Annotated in this window: 20 protein-coding genes and 1 pseudogene; 8 read left to right on the forward strand and 13 right to left on the reverse strand. The window is 73.6% G+C overall.

What is annotated here, in order from left to right; genetic code table 11:
* Positions 1-9 precede the first annotated feature (9 nt).
* From SM452_RS23195 to SM452_RS23230, 8 genes and pseudogenes are all read right to left on the reverse strand, one after another.
* Positions 10-189 (reverse strand): annotated as a pseudogene (locus SM452_RS23195) (IS5 family transposase); the annotation flags it as partial.
* A 36-nt stretch (positions 190-225) separates the two neighbouring features.
* Complete coding sequence (locus SM452_RS23200; protein ID WP_262014362.1) at positions 226-1,005, reverse strand: HAD-IIA family hydrolase; 780 nt, start codon at positions 1,003-1,005, stop codon at positions 226-228.
* Between the two features lie 33 nt (positions 1,006-1,038).
* Positions 1,039-2,070, reverse strand: a complete 1,032-nt coding sequence (locus SM452_RS23205; RefSeq protein ID WP_463840696.1) for a ferrochelatase — start codon at positions 2,068-2,070, stop codon at positions 1,039-1,041.
* Positions 2,071-2,205: 135 nt separating this feature from the next.
* Positions 2,206-2,973: an enoyl-ACP reductase FabI gene (fabI, locus tag SM452_RS23210; RefSeq protein ID WP_135241111.1), complete on the reverse strand. Its 768-nt coding sequence runs from the start codon at positions 2,971-2,973 to the stop codon at positions 2,206-2,208.
* Positions 2,974-2,996: 23 nt separating this feature from the next.
* On the reverse strand, positions 2,997-3,701 hold the full coding sequence (gene fabG / locus SM452_RS23215; RefSeq protein ID WP_135241112.1) for a beta-ketoacyl-ACP reductase: 705 nt from the start codon (positions 3,699-3,701) through the stop codon (positions 2,997-2,999).
* 556 nt (positions 3,702-4,257) lie between these two features.
* The gene (locus tag SM452_RS23220) at positions 4,258-5,208 is read right to left on the reverse strand and encodes a VWA domain-containing protein (protein WP_013287373.1); all 951 of its coding nucleotides are present in this window, start codon (positions 5,206-5,208) and stop codon (positions 4,258-4,260) included.
* The gene (locus SM452_RS23225; RefSeq protein ID WP_262014368.1) at positions 5,205-6,161 is read right to left on the reverse strand and encodes a DUF58 domain-containing protein; all 957 of its coding nucleotides are present in this window, start codon (positions 6,159-6,161) and stop codon (positions 5,205-5,207) included. Before SM452_RS23225 ends, SM452_RS23220 begins: the two co-directional genes overlap by 4 nt.
* Positions 6,140-7,246, reverse strand: coding sequence for an AAA family ATPase (locus tag SM452_RS23230; protein ID WP_262014369.1), 1,107 nt, complete (start codon positions 7,244-7,246; stop codon positions 6,140-6,142). The genes SM452_RS23225 and SM452_RS23230 overlap by 22 nt, the downstream gene beginning before the upstream one ends.
* Positions 7,247-7,500: 254 nt before the next feature.
* Here SM452_RS23230 and SM452_RS23235 point away from each other — a divergent pair, with 254 nt between their 5' ends.
* The 3 genes from SM452_RS23235 to SM452_RS23245 all read left to right on the forward strand — a co-directional run bounded on the left by SM452_RS23235 (position 7,501) and on the right by SM452_RS23245 (position 9,951).
* Positions 7,501-7,710 (forward strand): hypothetical protein, encoded by a 210-nt coding sequence (locus SM452_RS23235; RefSeq protein WP_120568985.1) that lies wholly within the window; start codon positions 7,501-7,503, stop codon positions 7,708-7,710.
* Between the two features lie 73 nt (positions 7,711-7,783).
* Complete coding sequence (locus SM452_RS23240) at positions 7,784-8,311, forward strand: PH domain-containing protein (RefSeq protein ID WP_194803054.1); 528 nt, start codon at positions 7,784-7,786, stop codon at positions 8,309-8,311.
* Between the two features lie 275 nt (positions 8,312-8,586).
* A complete protein-coding gene (locus SM452_RS23245; protein ID WP_463840721.1) occupies positions 8,587-9,951 on the forward strand; it encodes a PH domain-containing protein in 1,365 nt (454 codons plus the stop codon).
* Positions 9,952-10,041: 90 nt separating this feature from the next.
* Here the strand turns inward: SM452_RS23245 and SM452_RS23250 are convergent, their stop codons facing one another.
* Positions 10,042-11,112, reverse strand: a complete 1,071-nt coding sequence (locus SM452_RS23250) for a phosphatase PAP2 family protein (RefSeq protein ID WP_355509625.1) — start codon at positions 11,110-11,112, stop codon at positions 10,042-10,044.
* 115 nt (positions 11,113-11,227) lie between these two features.
* Here SM452_RS23250 and SM452_RS23255 point away from each other — a divergent pair, with 115 nt between their 5' ends.
* Positions 11,228-11,632: a thioesterase family protein gene (locus SM452_RS23255; protein WP_013287380.1), complete on the forward strand. Its 405-nt coding sequence runs from the start codon at positions 11,228-11,230 to the stop codon at positions 11,630-11,632.
* Positions 11,629-12,456, forward strand: coding sequence for an MBL fold metallo-hydrolase (locus SM452_RS23260; RefSeq protein ID WP_463840697.1), 828 nt, complete (start codon positions 11,629-11,631; stop codon positions 12,454-12,456). Before SM452_RS23255 ends, SM452_RS23260 begins: the two co-directional genes overlap by 4 nt.
* Positions 12,457-12,469: 13 nt before the next feature.
* Here SM452_RS23260 and SM452_RS23265 read toward each other — a convergent pair whose 3' ends face one another.
* Together SM452_RS23265 and SM452_RS23270 are read right to left on the reverse strand one after the other, a co-directional pair.
* The gene (locus SM452_RS23265; protein ID WP_463840698.1) at positions 12,470-13,372 is read right to left on the reverse strand and encodes an aminoglycoside phosphotransferase family protein; all 903 of its coding nucleotides are present in this window, start codon (positions 13,370-13,372) and stop codon (positions 12,470-12,472) included.
* Positions 13,373-13,379: 7 nt separating this feature from the next.
* The gene (locus SM452_RS23270) at positions 13,380-13,880 is read right to left on the reverse strand and encodes a MarR family winged helix-turn-helix transcriptional regulator (protein ID WP_357210712.1); all 501 of its coding nucleotides are present in this window, start codon (positions 13,878-13,880) and stop codon (positions 13,380-13,382) included.
* 82 nt (positions 13,881-13,962) lie between these two features.
* Between SM452_RS23270 and SM452_RS23275 the strand changes: the two genes are divergently transcribed.
* Positions 13,963-15,189: a multidrug effflux MFS transporter gene (locus SM452_RS23275; protein WP_262014374.1), complete on the forward strand. Its 1,227-nt coding sequence runs from the start codon at positions 13,963-13,965 to the stop codon at positions 15,187-15,189.
* Positions 15,190-15,205: 16 nt separating this feature from the next.
* On the opposite strand, the gene SM452_RS23280 is transcribed toward SM452_RS23275, so the two are convergent.
* On the reverse strand, positions 15,206-16,135 hold the full coding sequence (locus SM452_RS23280) for a carbohydrate kinase family protein (protein ID WP_355509615.1): 930 nt from the start codon (positions 16,133-16,135) through the stop codon (positions 15,206-15,208).
* A gap of 329 nt (positions 16,136-16,464) precedes the next feature.
* Between SM452_RS23280 and SM452_RS23285 the strand changes: the two genes are divergently transcribed.
* Positions 16,465-17,601 carry a lytic polysaccharide monooxygenase auxiliary activity family 9 protein gene (locus SM452_RS23285; protein WP_355509759.1) on the forward strand — a complete coding sequence of 379 codons (1,137 nt, stop codon included), beginning with the start codon at positions 16,465-16,467 and terminating at the stop codon, positions 17,599-17,601.
* Positions 17,602-17,662: 61 nt separating this feature from the next.
* Here SM452_RS23285 and asnB read toward each other — a convergent pair whose 3' ends face one another.
* On the reverse strand, positions 17,663-19,624 hold the full coding sequence (gene asnB / locus SM452_RS23290; protein WP_041784229.1) for an asparagine synthase (glutamine-hydrolyzing): 1,962 nt from the start codon (positions 19,622-19,624) through the stop codon (positions 17,663-17,665).
* A 113-nt stretch (positions 19,625-19,737) separates the two neighbouring features.
* On the opposite strand from asnB, the gene SM452_RS23295 reads away from it, so the two are divergent.
* The gene (locus SM452_RS23295) at positions 19,738-21,213 is read left to right on the forward strand and encodes an aminopeptidase P family protein (protein WP_355509610.1); all 1,476 of its coding nucleotides are present in this window, start codon (positions 19,738-19,740) and stop codon (positions 21,211-21,213) included.
* Positions 21,214-21,401 lie beyond the last annotated feature (188 nt).

A 21,401-nucleotide genomic window follows, 5' to 3' on the forward strand; every position in this document is an offset into this window, starting at 1 on the left:
TGCCCCTGGTCACAGCCGTTCGTTGAGGACTGCGACCGGCACGGCCGCCTCGTAGCGTACGGCACGCTTGTCGTATCTCGTGGCGACCGCACGATGGCGCTTGAGCCGGTTGACGCCGCATTCGACCGCATGCCGCTCGCGGTAGTCGGTCTTGTCGAACTTCGGTGGCCGCCCGCCGCCTGGCCCTCGCGGCACCGGAACCGGACGCCGGACGGACGCCGCGGCTCAGACCTCGTCGATCAGGTCGGCCACCGAGTCGACGATCCGCGACGGACGGTACGGGTACCGCTCGGCCTCGGTCCGGCTGCTGATGCCGGTGAGCACCAGGATCGTCTCCAGGCCGGCCTCCAGGCCGCACAGGATGTCGGTGTCCATCCGGTCGCCGATCATCGCGGTCGACTCGGAGTGCGCGTCGATGGTGTTCAGCGCCGAGCGCATCATCATCGGGTTGGGCTTGCCGACGAAGTACGGGTCGACACCTGTCGCCTTCGAGATCATCGCCGCCACCGAGCCGGCCGCCGGCAGCGCGCCCTCCATCGACGGGCCGGTGGCGTCGGGGTTGGTGCAGATGAACCGGGCGCCGTCGTTGATCAGCCGGATCGCCTTGGTTATCGCCTCGAAGCTGTAGGTGCGCGTCTCCCCCAGCACCACGTAGTCCGGGGCGAAGTCGCTGAGGACGTACCCCACCGCGTGCAGCGCCGTGGTCAGGCCGGCCTCACCGATGACGTACGCGGTGCCGCCCGGCCGCTGGTCGGCCAGGAACTGGGCGGTGGCCAGCGCCGAGGACCAGATCGCCTCCTCCGGCACGTCCAGCCCCATCCGGGCCAACCGCGCCTGGAGGTCGCGGGGCGTGTAGATGGAGTTGTTCGTCAGCACCAGGAACGGCTTGCCGGAGGTACGCAGCTTCTTGACGAACTCCGGGGCGCCGGGCACCGGCTGCCCCTCGTGCACCAGCACGCCGTCCATGTCGGTGAGCCAGCTCTGCACCGGCTTGCGGTCAAGCATCGTGTCGTCCCCAGGGGTGTCGTCGGGTCGGGCTCAGGGCCGGCGGGCCGGGGGTACGCAGCACAGCGCCGGGCAGGTGTCCCAGGCCGGCAGCTCGCCGAGTCGGCGGCGCAGCCGCTCGCCGTCCGGGGCGGTGCGTTCCAGAACCAGCTCGCGGACCATCGCCACGAACCGGGGGTCGACCCCCGGGGTGCCGGCGCGGACGAAGTCCAGGCCGAGCTGCTTGGCCGTCTCCAGCGCCTCGGTGTCCAGGTCCCACACCACCTCCAGGTGGTCGGAGACGAAACCGATGGGGCTGACCACCACGCTCGTCACGCCCTGCTCGGGCAGCGTCGCCAGGTGGTCGTTGACGTCCGGCTCCAGCCACGGCACCTGCGGCGGCCCGGACCGGCTCTGCCAGACCAGGTCGTACTCCAGGTCGGGCGCGGCCGCGGCGTGCACCAGCCGGGCGACCTCCTCGAGCTGCGCGGTGTAGCGGCCGCCGTGCGGGCCGGCGGTGGCCGCCGCGGACATCGGGACGGAGTGCGCGGTGAAGACCAGCCGGGTGGAGTCCCGCTTCGCCGGGTCGAGCTGGGCCAGCACGGCGCGGACCGCGTCGGCGTGCGGCTCGATGAAGCCGGGGTGGTCCCAGAACTGGCGCAGCTTCTCGATCAGCGGGGCGTCCGGGCCGACCGCGGCACGGGCCGAGGCGATGTCCTCCTGGTACTGCCGGCAGGAGGAGTAGCCGCCGTACGCGCTGGTGACGAACGCCAGCGCCCGGGTGATCCCGTCGTCGCGCATCCGGGCGACGGTGTCGGCGAGCATCGGGTCCCAGTTGCGGTTGCCCCAGTAGACCGGCAGGTCGACGCCGTTGGCGGCGAAGTCCTCGCGGATCGCCGCGAGCAGGTCACGGCACTGCTGGTTGATCGGCGACACCCCGCCGAAGTGCAGGTAGTGCTCGGCGACCTCGGCCAGCCGCTCGGGCGGCACCCCCCGCCCCCGGGTCACGTTCTGCAGGAACGGGAGAACGTCCTCGGGCCGCTCCGGGCCGCCGAAGGAGACCAGCACCAACGCGTCGTACGCCATGGGGCCATTCTTCCTCGCCCGCCGTCACGGCGTGGCGACGCCCCCTGGTCGGTGTGGTGACCACCCGGGCCGCAGCGTGTCAAGAAGGGCCCCTTCCGCTGCACGAGGCGTTAAGAAGGGGCCCTTCCTTACATTTCAGGCGCCGATGGCGTGGTAGCCGCCGTCGACGTGGACGATCTCGCCGGTGGTGGCCGGGAACCAGTCGGACAGCAGCGCCAGGCAGGCCCGCGCGGCGGGCTCCTGGTCGGTCAGGCTCCAGCCCAGCGGGGCCCGCTCGGTCCAGGCGTCCTCGAACTGGTCGAAGCCGGGGATGGACTTGGCCGCGATGGTGCGCAGCGGGCCGGCCGCGACCAGGTTGCTGCGGATGCCCTGCTTGCCCAGGTGCAGCGCCAGGTAGCGGGAGGCGGACTCCAGCCCGGCCTTGGCCACGCCCATCCAGTCGTAGACCGGCCACGCCTTGGTGGCGTCGAACGTGAGGCCCACCACGGCGCCGCCGGCGGACATCAGCGGCAGCGCGGCCATGGCAAGGGACTTGTACGAGTAGGTGGAGACCTGAAGCGCGGTGGCCACGTCCGCCCAGGGGGCGTCGAGGAATCCGCCGCCGAGGCAGCTCTGCGGGGCGAACCCGATCGAGTGCACGACGCCGTCCAGGCCGTCGACGTGCTCGCGCACCTTGTCGGCGAGCCCGGCCAGGTGCTCCTCGTTCGTGACGTCCAGTTCGATCACGGGTGCCGGCTCGGGCAGCCGCTTGGCGATCCGCTCCACCAGGGAGAGCCGGCCGTAGCCGGTGAGCACGACCTGGGCGCCGTTCTCCTGGGCGAGCTTCGCCACCGAGAAGGCGATCGACGCGTCGGTGATGACGCCGGTGACAAGCAGCCGCTTACCGGCGAGAAGTCCGGACATTGCGTGTCTCCTCCGTGCTCTGCTCAGTGACCCATGCCGAGGCCGCCGTCGACCGGGATGACGGCACCGGTGACGTATCCGGCCGCGTCCGAGGCGAGCCAGGTGACGACACCGGCGACCTCGTCCGGGGTGGCCATCCGGCCGGCCGGGATGGACTTGCGGATCTCCGCCTTGCGTTCCTCGGGCAGGCCGGCGGTCATGTCGGTGTCGATGAAGCCGGGCGCCACCACGTTCGCGGTGATGTTGCGGGCGCCCAGCTCGCGGGTGATCGAGCGGGCCACGCCGACCAGGCCGGCCTTGCTGGCCGCGTAGTTGACCTGGCCCGCGCCGCCGGAGAGACCGACCACCGAGGAAATGAAGATCATCCGCCCCCAGCGGCCGCGGAGCATCTTCGTCGAGGCCCGCTTGGCGACCCGGAACGAGCCGGTCAGGTTGGTGTCGAGGACGCGGGCGAACTGCTCCTCGGACATCCGCATGATCAGCGTGTCGTCGGTGATGCCGGCGTTGGCGACGAGCACCTCCACCGGGCCGAGTTCGGCCTCGATCGTGGTGAACGCGGCGTCGACCGACTCGGCGTCGGTCACGTCGCACCGCACGCCGAACAGGCCGTCCGGAGCCTCGCCGCTGCGATAGGTGACGGCCACCCGGTCGCCCTGCTTGGCGAACGCCTGCGCGATGGCCAGGCCGATCCCCCGGTTCCCGCCGGTCACCAGCACGGTTCGGGCCACGGATCCCCCTCTGCTCCAGTGATCTCTCGGTCGGTCGGAGCCTAGGGGTTACCGACAGGTAAGCGCTAACCCGCGCAGGTCACAGCGCCGCTCCAGCCGGGGTCCGCGGGACCGGCGGCCGCGCGCGACACGACACACCCCCGGTGTACGATGATCGCGTCTGCGGGCCGGTCTGCGCCCGCATCCGGGCCCCGCCGACTTCAGGAGGTGATCGCTGTGCGAGATAGCGATCCTCCCAGTCGTGGCCGGGCCCATCGTCAGCCCCGCTGAGCCACGGCTCGGTCGACGCGGCTGACCCGCTTCCCGCCCTCCGCACCGCATCCGCTTCCCGGCGAGCACGCCGGGGTGTGGCCTGCCGCGCGGCGGAGCACCCGGTCACGACTTCGTGCGCGTACGCCCCGCCCCCCCACGGCCCGCACCGGGCCGACCGTCGCCACGGAGCACACCCATGAGCCGTTACGTCGCCCCGCTGGGCTTCACCCTCGCCGCCGTCTGGGTGGCCGTCCTGTTCGTGCTGGCCGGCGGCGGTCACTGACCACCGCCGGCCGGTTCCGGCTCACACGAGCCGGGACGTCCAGAGCAGACTCAGCCCGCCCGCGCACAGCGCCAGCAGCAGCGCGATCCCCGCGTACCACTGGGTGATCTCGCGCGGCTCGGTCCGGTAGCCGATCGAGCTGCCCATGTCCTGGTAGACCTGCTTCAGTTCGCTGGCCGACGCGGCCTCGTAGAAGAAGCCCTGCGTGGTCTCCGCGAGCTGGGACAGCGCGGTGCGGTCCACCGGCACCCGCTGGAGCTGCCCGCCGATGTCGACCTGCCCGGAGTCGGTGCCGAACGCGATGGTGGACACCGGCACGTTCGCCGCCTGCGCCGCCGCGGCGGCCTCCTCGACCGAGCGGCCCGACGTGCGGTAGCCGTCGGACAGCAGCACGATCCGGGCCGGCGGGATACCGGCGGCGCCGTCGGCCGGCACCGAACGGATCGCCTCCAGGCAGGTGAACACCGCCTCGCCGGTGGCTGTCGCCTCGGCCAGCACCAGCCCGTCGATCGCGGTGGTGACAGCCGCCCGGTCCTTCGTCGGCGGCACCAGCACGTTCGCCGACTTGGCGAACGAGACGAGCCCCAGGTTGTAGCTCTCCGGCAGCTCGCCGACGAACTGCTTGGCCGCCTCCTGGGCCGCCTCCAGGCGGTTCGGCGACACGTCGTCGGCCTGCATCGACAACGACACGTCGATGGCGAGCATCACGGTGGCCCGCTCCAGCGGCTCGCGGGTGTCGATCGCCGGGCGGGCCAGCCCGGTCGCCAGCACCAGCAGGCAGAGCAGGAACGCGGTCGCCGCGACGTGCCGCCGCCAGCCCAGTCCCTTGGGCGCGACGGTACGCAACAGGTCGACGTTTGTGAACCGCAGCGCGTACTGCCGGCGGTGCAGTTGCCGCCAGACGTACGCGGCGGCGAGGGCGAGCACCGGCAGCACGGCGAGCAGCCACCACGGTTGCAGAAAACGGATCATCGAGTCGTCCCTCGGGTGCGGGCGTGCCGCTGCGCGGCGACGAAACGCACCATGTCCAGCAGCCAGTCTCGGTCGGTACGCAGGCGCAGGTGGGCCGCGCCCGCGGCGCGCAGCTCGGCGGCGATCGCACCGCGCTGGGCGGCCGCCGCCTCGGCGTACCGGCGGCGCAGGCCCGGGTCGGCGGTCTGCACCTCGTGCAGTTCCCCGCTCTCCGGGTCGACCACCGGCAGCACCCCCACGTCGGGCAGTTCCAGTTCCCGCGGATCGACCACCTCGACGGCCAGCACGTCGTGGCGGACCCGCAGCTTACGCAGCGGCCGGCCCCACTGCTGCGGCGGCGCGAGGAAGTCGGAGATCACCACCGCGACGCCGCGCCGCCGGGGCGGCCGGTTGAGCAGTTCGACGAGCGCGCCGAGGTCGCTGCGGCCGGGCCGGATCTCGGCGCCCGCCACCGCCCGCAGCAGCCCCTGGGCCTCCTTGCGGCCGGAACGGGCGGGCAGCCGCAGCATCGTCCCCGGCCCGCCGGCCCCGCCGGTGCCGACGACCGCGCCGATCCGGTTGCCGCCCCGCACGGTCAGGTGGGCCAGCGCGGCGACCGCGGCGACCGCCACGTCCCGCTTGAGCCACCGCCCGGTGCCGAAGTCCAGGCTGGCCGACATGTCGACGGCCAGCCACGTCTCCAGCTCACGGTCGGCCACGGTACGCCGGACGTGCGGCATGGTGGTGCGGGCGGTGACCGGCCAGTCCATCCGGCGCACGTCGTCGCCGGGCCGGTACTCCCGGGACTCCCCCGCCTCGCTGCCCGGTCCGGGCAGCAGCCCGGCGTAGTCGCCCTGGAGCAGCCCGTCCAGCTTGCGGGTGACCATGAGCTGGAGCCGGGCCAGCACGGCCCCCGAGCGGTCGCCGGCGGCGCTCAGCGGGGTGGGCGAGCTCACGGCCGCTGCCCGGGCCATCCGTTGTGCGGGACGGACGGTGGCGGCGGTGTGGCCTGCTGGCGGGGCGCGACGGCGGGCAGCGGGATGGTCGACATCACCCGGTGCACGATGTGGTCGGCCGGTACGTCGTCGGCGAGCGCGTCGTAGCTGAGCACCAGCCGGTGACGCAGGATGTCCGGCGCGATGTCCTGCACGTCCTGCGGCAGCGCGTAGTCCCGGCCGCGCAGCAGCGCCAGCGCGCGGGTGGCCCGGACCAGGCCGAGTGAGGCGCGCGGGCTGGCGCCGTACTGGATGAGCTGGGCCACGTCGGGCATGCCGTGCTCGGCCGGCGCCCGGGTGGCGAGCACCAGCCGGACCGCGTAGTCGACGAGCGCGTTGTGCACGAACACCTGGTCGGCCTTGTGCTGAAGGGCGACCAGGTCCGGGGTGTCGAACACCCGGGCCGGCTCGGGCGGGGCAACACCCATCCGGTAGACGATCTCGCGCTCCTCGGCGTCCGTCGGGTAGCCCACGACGATCTTCATGAGGAACCGGTCCCGCTGCGCCTCGGGCAGCGGGTAGACGCCCTCCTGCTCGATCGGGTTCTGGGTGGCCATGACCAGGAACGGGTCGGGCACCCGGTGGCTCTCGCCGCCGATGGAGACCTGCCGCTCGCTCATCACCTCCAGCAGCGCCGACTGCACCTTGGCGGGCGCGCGGTTGATCTCGTCGGCGAGCAGGAAGTTGACGAAGACCGGGCCCAGCTCGACGTCGAACTTCTCGCTGGACTGCCGGTAGATCCGGGTGCCCATGATGTCGGCGGGCACCAGGTCGGGGGTGAACTGGACCCGGGCGAACGAGCCGCCGACGACCCGCGCCAGCGTCTCCACGGCGAGCGTCTTGGCCACGCCCGGCACGCCCTCCAGCAGGCAGTGCCCACGGGCCAGCAGCGCGACGAACATCCGCTCGACCATCCGGTCCTGGCCGACGATCACCCGCTTGGTCTCGAACAGCGCCCGCTCCAGCAGCGTGGCGTCCTGGGCCGGGGTGGTGCCCGCCGGGGGCGGCGCGTCCGGCGCCGCCTCGGTCGGGTTCGGCACGTCGGGTGTGGTCGGCTGGGCCACCGGTCCTCCACAGCAGGGTCGTCGTCGCGGCGTGGTGCGTATCAAGACTGTCATGCCTCGCTGAGAGCCGAGGGTGGGAGAGGCACGATTTTCGCCGCGCCGTCCGGCCACGCCGTCCCGGCGCGCGGGAAACGCTGAACACGGGTGGACAACAAGGGGTCCGCCGTGTGTACGATTCACCCCGTCGCCGGGCGGCTCCCCCCGTGGCCGCCCGGCGCTAAAGCTCCCGGCGTGCGGCCTCTAGACTCGCCCCGGTGACGACTCCCACCACCCCGGACGAGACGCTGATCTGCTCGGCGCGGGGGTGTCGCGCACCCGCCGCCTTCCAGCTCCGCTGGCACAATCCCCGCCTGCACGCGCCGGACCGGCGCAAGACCTGGCTGGCCTGCCCGGAGCACCGCGGCTCCCTCGGTGACTTCCTCGAGGCACGCGGCTTCCTCCGCGAGGTGGTCCCGCTTCCCTGATCGCCTACGCTCGAAGCGTGAGCGAGCAGACGACCCGAGTCCGTACCGGCGGCGAGCACGGCAGGTCTCCCCGATGAGCGGTGACGGCCCCGCCGGCCTCCCGCCCGCCTCGCGCAGCGCGCTGGAGCCCTGGCCGGACACGGTCCACTGGCAGCCGATCTCCCGCGACCTGATCTGGGTGGAGCTGATCCGGCTCGGCATCGGGCTGGCCGTGGCGCTCGTGGTGCTCGGCGTGGCCTGGGCGCTGTCCGGGCACTGGCTGCTCGGCGCCGCCGTCGGCGTGGCGCTGCTGATGGGCGTCTGGCGGTCCGTCACCATCGTGCGCGCGGTCCGCGCCTGGGGGTACGCCGAGCGCGACGACGATCTGCTCGTGCGCCACGGTCTGCTGGTGCGGCGGCTGTCCATCGTGCCGTACTCGCGGATGCAGTTCGTCGATGTGAGCGCCGGTCCGCTGGAGCGCGCATTCGACCTCGCCACCGTGCAATTGCATACGGCCGCCGCGGCGAGCGACGCGCGCGTGCCCGGCCTGCGCCCGGCCGAGGCGTCCCGGCTGCGCGACCGGCTGACCGCGCTGGGCGAGGACCGGGCGGAGGGCCTGTGAGCGAGCGGAGCGACTCCGGCGCCCCGCCGCCCCACGACGACCGGCCCGAGCCCACGCCCGGCCCGCCCGCGCCGGGTTACGGCCCGCCCGCCGCGCCGCCCGTCCCCGGACCACCATCCGGATACGGGCCTCCGCCCGGAGACGGGACGCCGACCGCCTACGGGCCACCTCCCGGGTACGCACCGCCGCCCGGCTACGGTCCGCCCGGCTCGGCGGCACCCGGGTACGGCCCCCCGCCCGGACCCGACGCGGCGCCCGGGCCGTGGCCCGCGCCGCTGCCGCCGTACCCGGGACCGTGGGGTCCGGCGGCCGGACCGCCCGGCGGTGAGGAGCCCCGGCAGCGGCTGCATCCGCTCAGCCCGGCGCTGCACGGCGCGAAGTCGCTGGTCGTGGTGATCGCCGGGCTCTCCTGGTCGACGCTGTCGCGGGTCGGGTTCGGCTGGTTCGCGGTGCTGGTCACCGTCTTCGTGCTCGGCGCCACCGTGCTGTCGGTGGTGAGCTGGTGGAACACCGGCTACCACCTGGTGGGCCGCGAGCTGCGGGTCTACGAGGGCCTGCTGTGGCGGCGTACCCGGGCCATCCCGCTGGAGCGGCTGCAGGCGGTGGAGGTGGTCCGGCCGCTGCTGGCCCAGCTCACCGGCCTGGCCGAGCTGCGGCTGGAGGTGGTCGGCGGGGGCAAGACCGAGGCACCGCTGGCCTACCTCAGCGTGGCCGAGGCCACCGCGCTGCGGCAGCGGCTGCTCGCGGTCGCCGGTCGCTCCGCCCCGGCGCCGGTGCCGGCAGCCGAGCCCGGCGCGCCGGTCGGGGCGCCCGTGCCGGAGGGTCGCCGGCTGCACGCCGTCCGCAACCAGGATCTGCTGGTCAGCCAGCTGCTCACGCCGCAGGCGTTCCTGCTGCCGCTGGGTCTGGTGTTCGTCGGTGCCCAGTTCCTCTCCGAGGGCTCGTGGTCGTTCATCGCCGTGGCGAGCACGCTCACCGCGATGGCCGGTGTGGTGCTGCAACCGATCCGCCGGGTGCTCGACGACTGGAGCTTCCGCCTCGACCGGGACGACGGCACGCTGCGCGTGCACAACGGGCTGCTGGAGACGCGGATGCAGACCGTGCCGCTGCACCGGGTGCAGACGGTACGGGCGACCTGGCCGCTGCTGTGGCGGATGAAGGGGTGGCTGCGGCTGCGGCTGGAGGTGGCCGGCTACTCGGCCGGTGAGCCGGACGACCGCAACCGCCCGGACCGGCTGCTGCCGGTCGGCGAGGCGGGCACCGGCGCGATGGTCGTGGCGGAGGTGCTGCCCGGCGTACGGCTGGACGCGCTGCCCGCCACGCCGCCCCCGTCACGGGCCCGGTGGCTGCGGCCGCTGAGCCGCAAGGTGGTCGGCGCCGGTCTCGACGAGCGGGTCTTCGTGGCCCGCTCCGGGTTGCTGACCCGCCGGTTGACGCTGGTGCCGTACGCGCGGATCCAGAGCGTGCGCGTCACCCGCGGTCCGGTGCAGCGGCTGCTGCGGCTGGCCACCGTGCACGCGGACACCGCCGGTGGGGCCGGGGCGGCGGCCGTCGACCGGGATCTGGCCGACGCGTGGGAGCTGGCCGCGGAGCTGACCGAGCGGTCGCGCGCCGCCCGCCGTACCGACAGCGGCCGCTGACCCCGGCGGGCCGCGACGCCACGACGGCGGTGGGCAAACGACGGCGGCGCGGCTACGACCCGGCCGCCCGAGACGGCCGGTGGCGCGGGCCTACCGGCGCTCGGCGGGCACCGCGTCCCGGTCGTCGGCGGCGCGGTCCGGGAGGTCGGCGGAGGCGTCGCCGTCGGCGGACGGCTCGCCTGCGGCGACGGCGGGCTCACCGGCCCGCCGGGCCTGCCGCGCCGCCCACCAGCGCTCGGCCAGGCCGACCACCAGGAACGTCATGCCCACGTACGCCCAGCCGACCAGCACGTCGATCAGGTAGTGCTCGCCGCTGTACATCAGCGTGAACGTCATGGCCAGCGGGTACGCCAGCATCAGCGGCCACCAGCGCTTACGCACCGACCGCATGAAGAACAGCACCACGAACAGCGCGAACGCGGTGTGCAGCGACGGCATCGCGGCCACCGGGTTGGAGGCGATCTGCCCGGCGTTGAGCAGGTTGCCCGCGCCGTGCATGCCGATCTCCTTCCACCCCCGGGTGGAGATCCGCGCGACCTCGGTGAGCAGGCCGTTCTGCGCCGCCCACCACGGCGGCGCGGCCGGGTAGGCGAAGTAGGTGACCAGGCCGGCCGCGCACAGGAAGCCCCAGCGGGACATGTACGCGATCCAGCGCCGCCGGTTGCGCATCCACAGCACCGCGGCGGCGGCGAACGTCGCCACGAAGTGCGAGAAGTAGATCCAGCTCACCAGCACGTCCCACCAGCGCACCTCGGACGCGTCGTACAGGCGCTCCTGGAGCCAGATCGTCGGCACCTCGCCGCCGGTGAGCCACCCGGTGAGGAAGCGGTCGGCGACGATCAGCTCCATCGCGTGCGGGGTGGCGCCGTTGTCGGCGAACCCGCGGGACAGGTTGTACGCGGCCAGCAGCAGCACCACCGGGATCCAGTCCCGGGCGAACCGCAGGTGGCTGCGCCACGGGCGGGCCGAGTTCCACGCGATCGTGCCGGCCCAGATCCACAGGAACGCGTACGCCGGGTCGGTGGGCAGGCCGATGGCGAGCCAGGCGACGACGAAGGCGACGCCCCAGATGGTCATCGCGATCACACGGCGGCGCCCACCGTCGGGCGATTCGGTGGTCGCGTCGGGGGCGGGGGTCGGAGATTGTGTCAGCTCGGCCATCGCGGACAAGGTTAACGGCGGCCGACCGGCGGGCATGCGGGCGGGCGGTGACGACCGGACCGGTGGCGGCTCGGACGCCGGACGGCCGCGGGCCGGCTGCACTAGGCTCGGCCGCATGCAGGAGCAGCCGGAGTCGCCCTTCACGCCGGGCCTGACCGCCCGGGTCGAGCTCACAGTGACCGACGCCGACACCGCACAGGCGGTCGGCTCGGGGGACGTGCCGGTGCTCGGCACACCCCGGGTGCTGGCGCTGGCCGAGGCGGCGACGGTGGCCGCCACCGCGACCCGGATGCCGTCCGGGTCGACCACCGTCGGCGTCCGGGTGGAGCTGGAGCACCGCGCGGCCACGCCGGTCGGTCGCACCGTGGCCGCCCACGCCGAGCTGGTGAAGGTCGACGGGAAGCGGCTCGTCTTCGACGTGACAGTCACCGACGGGCCCACCGTGGCGGCGCAGGGCCGGGTCGAGCGGGTGCTCGTCGACCGGCAGCGCTTCGTCGAGCGGGCCGTGCGCCAGTCATGACCGCCGGGTTCTCCGAGGTCGCCGCCGGGGTGCACGTGCTGCGCGAGCCGACGCTCGCGGTGAACGTGGTGCTGGTGGTGGGTGACGGCGCGGCGCTGCTGGTGGACACGCTTTCCACCGCCGGGCAGGCCCGGGAACTGGCGGAGGCGGCGCGGGCGGTGACGCCGTACCCGTGGACGATCGTGAACACGCACCACCACTTCGACCACTGCTTCGGCAACGCCACGCTGGCCGGTCCGGACACCGCGATCTACGCGCAGGCCCAGGCCGCGGCGGCGCTGCGGGACCGGTCCGACGCGGTGCGCCGCGCCGCGTACGAGGAGATGCGTGCCGGGCACCCGGCGCTGGCCGAGGAACTGGCGCACACCGAGCTGCGGGCGCCGACGCACGAGGTGCACGAGGAGACGGTGCTCGACGTCGGCGGCCGGCGCGTGGTGCTGCGCTATCCCGGGCACGGGCACACCGACGCCGACCTGGTGGTGCACGTGCCCGACGCGGACGTGCTGGTCGCGGGCGACCTGGTGGAGCAGAGCGGACCGCCGGCGTTCGAGGAGTCGTACCCCCTGAAGTGGCCGGACGCGCTGGCCGACCTGCTGCGGCTGACCACGCCCACGACGGTGGTGGTGCCCGGCCACGGCGAGCCGGTCGGCGCGGACTTCGTCCGCGAGCAGCACGCGCAGCTCGCGCGGCAGGCGTGGCTGATCCGCGCCGGGCACACCGGCAGCGCCCCGCCGGAGCGGGTGGCGGCCGAGTCGCCGTTCGGCGCCCGGCCGGGCCTGATCGCTGCCCGCCGCGGCTACGCGGAACTGGACGGCACGGCCTGACCGGCGGCCTGCTTCAGCCGGCGTCGGCCAGGATCTCCCGGAGGCGGTTGCGGCACTCGGCGACGAACGCCGGGAACGTGTGCCAGTAGTAGGAGACGCCACTGGCCGCCACCCCGAGCGCCCAGGCGCGGGCCCGCGCCCAGGTCACGTCGTCCACGCCGAGCGCCTCCCGGTAGGCGTGCCGGGCCTGCGGCGGAAGGTCCCAGATCGGCGCGTGTTCGGCGTCGGGGTGCCCGACGGTGAGGCCGCCGAAGTCGATGACCGCCCGCAGCCGGCCGTCGTGCACCAGCAGGTTTGTGGGTTTGAGGTCCCCGTGCAGCCAGACGTGCGGGGCGGCGGGTTCGGGCAGGGTGAGGGCGCCTCGCCAGAGCCCGACCAGGGTGTCGACGTCCGTCTCGTCGCCGATCAGGGTCCGGCAGTCGTCGAGCGCCGCGGAGATCCAGGTGTCGCAGGGCCGGAGGCTGCCGCCGCGGTAGCCGCTGAGCGGGCCCGCGCGGGTCGCGCCGAGCAGGTCGGTCGCGTGCAGGCGCCGGACGAACACGGCCAGGTCGGCGCCGAGGGCGGCCCAGTCCTCGACCGTGCCGGACCGGACCTCGTCGCCCGGTATCCATCGCTGCACCGACCACGGCAGCGGGAAGGCGTCGGCCGGGACGCCGGCGTACACCGGTTCCGGCACCCGGTACGGCAGCAGCGGTGCGAGCCGGGGCAGCCACCGCTGTTCCTTGCGCAGGGCGCCGGCCTTCTCGGCGGTGCGCGGCAGGCGGACGAGCAGGTCGGCGCCGAGCCGGTACATCGTGTTGTCGGTCCCGGCGCCGGCCGGGGTCAGCGGCAGCGCGGCCCACTCGGGGCGCTGTGCGGTCAGCAGCGCCCGGACGACCTGCTCGTCCACGGGTATCTCGTCCTGGTGCAGGGCCATCCGGTGATCATGCGGGGCGGGCCGGCGCCGCGGCCACCGGGTTTCCGGGGGCCGGCCCGGGGCGGGCGTGTCCCCGCAGGGCGCCGAGCAGTGCGTCGAGGTGCGGGGCGGCGGCCAGGATCGCCGCCCGTGCCGGCGGCTCCAGCTCGGCCAGCGCCTCGTCGAGCAGCGCGGCGCGGTTGGTCTCGTAGTCGGCCATCCGGGCCCGGGCGGCCTCGGTCACGCGCAGCCGCAGCACGCGGCGGTCGCCGGGGTCGCGGTCACGGGCCAGCAGCCCGGCGTCGGTGAGGTCGCGGACCAGCGTGCTCACCGTGTTGGGCGCGGTGCAGAGGCGCCGGGCCACCTCCTTGCCGCTGATCCCGGGCGTCTCCCGGACCAGCAGCAGCAACTCCACCTGCGCCTCGGGCAGCGGGTCGCGTCCCACCCGCGCCCCGGTCCGGCGGCGCAGGAGGCGGTGCAGCTCCCCCACGACCGCTCCGACGCGCGCGACCTGCTCGTTCGTCGCCACGGAGTCACCCGCCTCACATCGCAATAGTTCTGACTACAGATGTAAGGTACCCGGACGCACCGGATCCAGGGGGTACCCACTCGTGAGCAACGCCGCGCCGACCGCCGCGCGCCCGGCCGCCGACCGCACCACCGCGTCCACCGGCGGCGTGACGCTGCTGGTGCTGCTCGGCACGCTCACCGCGATCGGCCCGCTGTCGCTGGACATGTACCTGCCGGCGTTCCCGGCCATGACCCGCGACCTCGGCGCCGACCAGGCCGGCATCCAGCTCTCGCTGACCACCTGCCTGATCGGTCTCGCCCTGGGACAGCTCGTCACCGGTCCACTCAGTGACCGCTGGGGGCGCCGCCGTCCGGTGCTTGTCGGCGTGGTCGCGTACACCGTGCTGGCGCTGGCGTGCGCCGCGGCGCCGAACGCCCCGCTGCTCGCAGCCGCGCGGTTCGCCCAGGGCGTCGCCGGCGGCATGGGCGTGGTGGTCGCCCGCGCGGTGGTCCGCGACCTCTACTCGGGACGGGACGCCGCGAAGTACTTCTCCCGGCTCACCCTGGTCTTCGGCGTGGCACCGGTGGCGGCACCGGGCGTGGGCAGCCTGGTACTACGGTTCGGCTCGTGGCGGGCCGTCTTCGTGGCCCTCGCCGTCATCGGGGCGGTGCTCGCCGTCGCCGTCGCGCTGCGCCTGCCGGAGACGCTGCCGCCCGAGCGCCGCAGCACCGGTGGCCTGGGGGCCACCGTCCGGACCATGCGGTCGCTGCTCGCCGACCGGGTCTACCTCGGGTACGCGCTGACGCAGGGCTTCGCGTTCGCCGGACTGTTCGCGTACATCTCCGGGTCGTCGTTCGTGTTCCAGGACGTCTTCGGCGTCTCCGCGGCCGTGTTCAGCGTGATCTTCGGCGTCAACGCGCTCGCCCTGGTGGCGGTCGGGCAGGCGAACGCCCGGCTGCTCGACCGGTTCACGCCGCGCCGGCTGCTGGTCACCACGCTGGTGGTCGGCCTGGTCACCGCGATCGGCGTGCTGAGCGGCGCGCTGGCGGGCAGCCTGGTCGTGACGGCGGTGGCGCTGTTCGCCTTCGTCGGCTCGCTCGGCATGGTGATGCCGAACAGCACCGCGCTGGCGCTGGACGCGCACGCCCGGCACGCGGGCACCGCTGCCGCGCTGATGGGCGGCATCCAGTCGGTGGTGGGCGCGCTCGCCGCGCCGCTGGTCGGGCTCGGCGGCGAGGGCAGCGCGCTGCCCATGGCGGTGGTGCTGGCCGGCGCCGCGTTCCTGTCGCTGACCGCCGTCGTGACGCTGGCCCGGCCGCGCGCCTGAGCACGGGGCGGACGGGTCATGGGAAGCGGGTGGCGACTGCGGTGCGGGTGGGCATGGCGGTGGCGCCGCCCGGTGACTCGCACACCACCGCCGCCACCCGCAGCGCGAACGCGACCCGCTCCCGCCACCCGGCCGGGTCGAGCGGCTCACCCGCGGCCAGCAGGTCGGCCACCAGCGCGCCCATCACCGAGTCGCCCGCGCCGGTGGCGTCCACCGCGTCCACCTTCGGCGCGGGTACCCGCACCACGTCGTCGCCCGCGGCGACCAGGGCGCCGTCCGCGCCGAGCGTGACCACGACCGTGCTCGCGCCCAGTTCCCGCAGGTACGCGGCGACGCCCTCGACCGGCTCGTCCGGGTAGAGCAGCCGCGCGTCGGCGCTGCTGAGCTTGACCAGGTGCGCGGCGGCGGCGAACTCGGCGACCACCGCCCGCAGCCCGTCCAGCGCGCCCGGGGCGGTGAGCAGGCGGGGCCGTACGTTCGGGTCGAACACCCGCAGCGCGCCCGCGATCGACCAGGCGCGCCGGGCGGCGGCCAGCACCGGCGGGTCGAGCAGCACGATAGAGCCGCAGTAGAGCACGTCCGCGCCCTCGACCAGCGCCACGTCCAGGTCGTCCGGGCCGAGCAGCGCGTACGAGCGGGGTTCGCCGTAGAAGCGGAAGTCCGGCTCCGCGCCGGCGAACGTGGCCACTGCCAGCGCTGTCGGCGCCGGCACCGTCACCGTCCCGCTCACGTCCACCCCGGCGCCGGTGAGGAACGCGCGGATCCGTCCGGCCAGCGCGTCGTCGCCGAGCGACCCGACGAACCGCGCGTCCCCGCCGAGCCGGGCGACCGCCACCGCCACGTTGAGCGGGCCGCCGCCGATCGCCTGCCGGTAGACGGGTTCTCCGTCGTGTTCGGCATCGAGCAGGTCCACCAGCGCCTCGCCGAGCACCACCGCGTACCCCATCCTGGCTCCCCTCGTCGTCCTCCCCCCGATCCTGTCGCATGCCGGTGCCACCGCGCGCCGGGACCCGGGCATCGAGCGCCGCCTATTGCGGGCGGCGTGCGGACGTGGTGGGATGGCGATGCCGGGTAACGACGCGGGGGGCTGCCGCGTCGCCGGCCGCCGGGTCGATCCGACGCGAGGGCATCCACGGTCCGTGGCAACGGACCGCAAGCGGTGCGCGCCCGCAGACGGCCCCGGCCGCACGCCGACCGGGCGCGGGCACCGCGATCGTCGCATCCGCTCGTCGCAGCGGGGCGGGCCGAACCGGGCCACGCTCCGCGAGTCAGGAGATCCCCGTGCACCGATCCCGTACGGCCGCGTTGCTCACCGCGGCCGCCACCCTGGCCCTGGGCGCGTTCGCCCTGGCCACCCACTCCGGACCGGCGGCCGCACACGGCGCGGCCATGACGCCGGGCGCCCGCACCTACCTGTGCTGGAAGGACGGCCTCACCGGAACCGGTGAGATCCGGCCGAACAACCCCGCCTGCTCGTCGGCGGTGGCCGCGAACGGGGCGAACTCGCTGTACAACTGGTTCAGCGTGCTGCGCTCCGACGCCGGCGGGCGGACCGTCGGGTTCATCCCCGACGGCAAGCTGTGCAGCGGCGGCAACCCCAACTTCAGCGGGTACGACGCGGCGCGCAACGACTGGCCGATCACCCACCTGACGGCGGGCCGGTCGATGGAGTTCCGGTACAGCAACTGGGCCCACCACCCGGGCACGTTCTACTTCTACGTGACCAAGGACAGCTGGAGCCCGAACCGGCCGCTGGCCTGGAGCGACCTGGAGGAGCAGCCGTTCCTGCAGGTGACCAACCCGCCGCAACGCGGCGCGGTCGGCACCAACGACGGTCACTACTACTTCACCGGCAACCTGCCGTCGAACAAGAGCGGCCGGCACATCATCTACTCGCGCTGGGTCCGCTCGGACAGCCAGGAGAACTTCTTCGGCTGCTCGGACGTGACGTTCGACGGCGGCAACGGCGAGGTGACCGGAATCGGCTCGGGCGGCAGCAACCCCCCGACGACCGCGCCGCCGACCACCGCGCCGCCGACGACCGCGCCCCCGACCACCGCGCCGCCGACCTCACCTCCGCCGGTGACGACCAGCCCGACCATGCCGGCCGGCTCCTGCATGGCGGTGTACAAGGTGGTCACCGCCTGGGGCGGCGGCTTCCAGGGCGAAGTGACGATCATGAACCACAGCACCCGGACCTACTCCGGGTGGACCGCGAACTGGACCTGGCCCAGCGGCCAGACCATCAACCAGGTGTGGAACGGCACGTTGAGCGGCAGCGGGGCGTCGGTGAGCGTCTCCAACGCCGCCTACAACGGCAGCGTCCCGCCGGAGGGCACCACCACGTTCGGCTTCACCGCGAACTTCTCCGGCACCAACACCCTGCCGACTGTCACCTGCACCGGCAGGTGATCCCGTAACGGGCCGGGCCCCCGGGGGAACACCCCGGGGGCCCTTCCTCGTCACGCTCGCGTCAGCGGACCATGCTGCCGACGACCGGCTTGGTGAGCAGCGCGGACTGGTTGCGCTGGATGCCCGGGTCGAGCGTCTTGGCCACGAAGATGGCGTGCCAGATGCAGAAGATCAGCACGGTCCACACCTTGCGGGAGTGGTCCGCCTCCTCCCGCTTGTGCTCCTCCAGCAGGCGCATCGCGTACGACAGGTCGATCAGGTCACCCGCGCCCGAGGTGGACAGCACGTGCCGCGCCCACTCGTACATCTCGCCGCGCAGCCAGACCCGGGTCGGGGTCGGGAAGCCCAGCTTCTTGCGGTTCACGATGGCCGGCGGCACGACGCCCTGCAGCGCCTGGCGCATCGCGTACTTGGTGGCCTCGGAGCGCGGCGGCAGCTTCAGGTCGACCGGGATGCCGGCGGCGACGTTGAACACCTCCCGGTCCAGGAACGGCACCCGCACCTCCAGCGAGTGCGCCATCGAGATCCGGTCGGCCTTGACCAGGATGTCGCCGCGCAGCCAGGTGTAGAGGTCGACGTACTGCATCTTGGTGACGTCGTCCAGCTCGGTGCACTCGGCGTAGATCGGCGCGGTCACGTCCGTGTAGCGCACCGAGGGGTCGTAGCGGCGCAGCAGGTGCTGCTTCTCCTCCTCGGTGAACATCCGGGCGTTGCCGTAGTAGCGCTCCTCGATCGGGGTGGTGCCGCGCTCCAGGAAGCTCTTGCCCTTGACGCCCTGCGGGATCGCCTTGGACACCGCGCGCAGACCCTTCTGCACGCCGTCGGGCAGGCTGTTCACCGCGTTGAGCGACAGCGGCTCCCGGTAGATCGTGTAGCCGCCGAAGAACTCGTCGGCGCCCTCACCGGAGAGCACCACCGTGACGTGCTCGGCGGCCTTCTTCGCCACGAAGTACAGCGGCACCAGCGCCGGGTCGGCGACCGGGTCGTCCAGGTGCCAGACGATCTTCGGCAGCGCGTCGATCATGTCCTGCGGCCCGATCTTGGTCGGGATCGTGGTCACGTCGAGGTGCCGGGCCGAGTCCTGGGCCACGTCGATCTCGGAGTAGCCGGGCACGTCGTAGCCGACGGTGAAGGTGAGGATGTTCGGGTTGAACTCGCGGGCCAGCGCCACCACAGCGGTGGAGTCGATGCCGCTGGACAGGAACGAGCCGACCGGCACGTCCGAGCGCATGTGCATCCGGACGCTCTCCCGCAGCGTCTCCCGGATGTCGTGGTAGAGCCGCTGCTCGTCGGAGACCGGGGCCGGCCGGAACACCGGCCGGTACCAGCGGCGCACCTCGATCCGGCCACCAGGGGTCCAGGTCAGGTACTCCCCCGAGCCGATCCGGCTGATCCCCTTGTGCAGCGTGCCCGGCTCGGGCACGTACTGCAGCGTCAGGTAGTGGCTCAGGTTCGCCGTGTCGATGCCCGCGTCGCCCTGGTACGCCGAGTGCGCGAACGGCAGCAGCGCCTTCTTCTCCGAGGCGAGGTAGAGGCCGTCCTGCGTCTGGAGGTAGTGCAGCGGCTTGATGCCGAAGTAGTCCCGCGCGCCGAAGGCCCGCCGCTCCTGCCGGTCCCAGATCACGAACGCGAACATGCCGCGCAGCTTGGTGAGCACCTGCTCACCCCAGTAGTGGTAGCCGGCGACGATCACCTCGCCGTCGCCGTTCGTGGCGAACTGGGCGCCGTAGTCGCGGATCAGCTCCTCGCGCAGCTCGATGTAGTTGTAGATCTCGCCGTTGAAGGTGAGCAGGTACCGCCCGCCCGCGTACGGCAGGGGCTCGTGGCTCAGCGCCACGTCGATGATCGCCAGGCGCTTGTGCGCGAACACGCCGTCCGCGTACCGGCCGGAGGCGTCGCCGACCACCTCGACCCCTGTCTCGTCCGGGCCACGGTGGTGCAGGCACTCCAGTGCGCCGGCGATGTTGTCGCGGTGGGCGGCGGCGTCGCCGCGCGCGCTGAAGAAGGCCAGGAGTCCGCACATGGCCGCCATCTTTCCACGCGCCGGAAGCCGCCGTCGCGGCACCGCAGGCACCTCCCGCTGTCGTGCGCGCGGTACCGTCGGGACCAGCGACGAGGCTCAGGGAGGGGCGGATCATGGCCGAGGAGCGGACCCGGCAGGGCAAGGCGGCGGACGGCACGGAGTCGCACGACCCGGACTTCCCGGAGGCGTTCCTGTCGTTCATGCGGCAGGGCTGGCGGGACACCGAACTGCCGGTCACCCCGCGCGCGGAGGTGCCCAACCACGCCAAGCGGCGGGCCGCGCTGGCCGAGGCCTTCCCGGGCGAGACGCTGGTCATCCCCACCGGCAACGAGAAGGTACGCGCCAACGACACCGAGCACCGGTTCCGGCCGGGCAGCGACTTCGCGTACCTGACCGGCGATCTGGAGCCGGACAGCGTCCTCGTGCTGCGGCCGGGCGGCGAGGCCACGCTGTTCATGCGGCCCCGGTCGTCGCGGGTGACCGACGAGTTCTTCCGCAGCCGCCACGGTGAGCTGTGGGTGGGCCGCCGGCCGACGCTGCGGGAGAAGTCCACCGAGCTGGGCCTGCCGACGGCCGACCTGAGCGAGCTGGACGCGGCGCTGGCCGACCTGGCTCCGGGGCGTACCCGGGTGCTCCGCGGTTTCGACGCCCGGGTGGACGCGGCGGTGCGTCAGTACGACGGCGCGCGCGCCGACGGGCAGCCCGGCCGCGACCGGGAGCTGGCGATCGCGATCGCCGAGCTGAAGCTGGTCAAGGACGAGTGGGAGATCGCGCAGCTCCAGGAGGCGTGCGACGCCACGGTGCGCGGCTTCGAGGACGTGGCGCGGGCGCTGCCGGCCGACCGCGGGGTCTCCGAGCGGCTGCTGGAGGGTGTCTTCGCGCTGCGCGCCCGGCACGACGGCAACGACGTCGGCTACGGCTCGATCGTCGGGGCCGGCGAGCACGCCACGATCCTGCACTGGGTGCACAACCACGGCGCGACCCGTCCGGGTGAGCTGCTGCTGATGGACATGGGCGTGGAGAACCGCAACCTCTACACCGCCGACGTGACCCGGGTGCTGCCGGTCGACGGCCGGTTCACGCCGTTGCAGCGTCAGGTCTACGACGCGGTGTACGCCGCGCAGCAGGCCGGCATCGAGATGTGCCGGCCGGGTGTGGCGTTCCGGGACGTGCACCTGGCCTCGATGCGGGTGCTGGCCGAGGCGCTGAAGGATCTCGGGCTGCTGCCGGTGAGCGTGGACGAGGCGATGGACCCGGCCTCCACGGTCTACCGGCGGTGGACGCTGCACGGCACCAGCCACATGCTCGGCATCGACGTGCACGACTGCGCCAACGCGCGCAAGGAGACCTACCGCGAGGGGCCGCTCGGCGAGGGGTACGTGCTCACCGTCGAGCCGGGGCTCTACTTCCAGCCGGAGGACGAGCTGGTCCCGGAGGAGCTGCGGGGCATCGGGGTGCGGATCGAGGACGACATCCTGGTCACCGCCGACGGCCCGGTGAACCTGTCGGCCGGGCTGCCGCGCGCCTCCGCCGAGGTGGAGACCTGGCTGGCCGAGCAGCGTGAGGCGGGCCCCCGCCTGCCCGGCTGATCCCCGCGGCCGCGAACTCCTTCGGGCCCCATCACCGCGCCTCGACGGCGGGTGGTGGGGCCCGCCGCCGTCTGGGCCGTTGCGGTCCCCCTGACGTGGTTGGTCACCGACCGCCGTTCGTGGGAGGAATGCGGGCTTTTTTCGGATAAGTCTTCCTCGCGAGGAACCTTCTCATACGGTGCTGATCA

The organism is Micromonospora sp. SYSU B005, assembly GCF_055362685.1.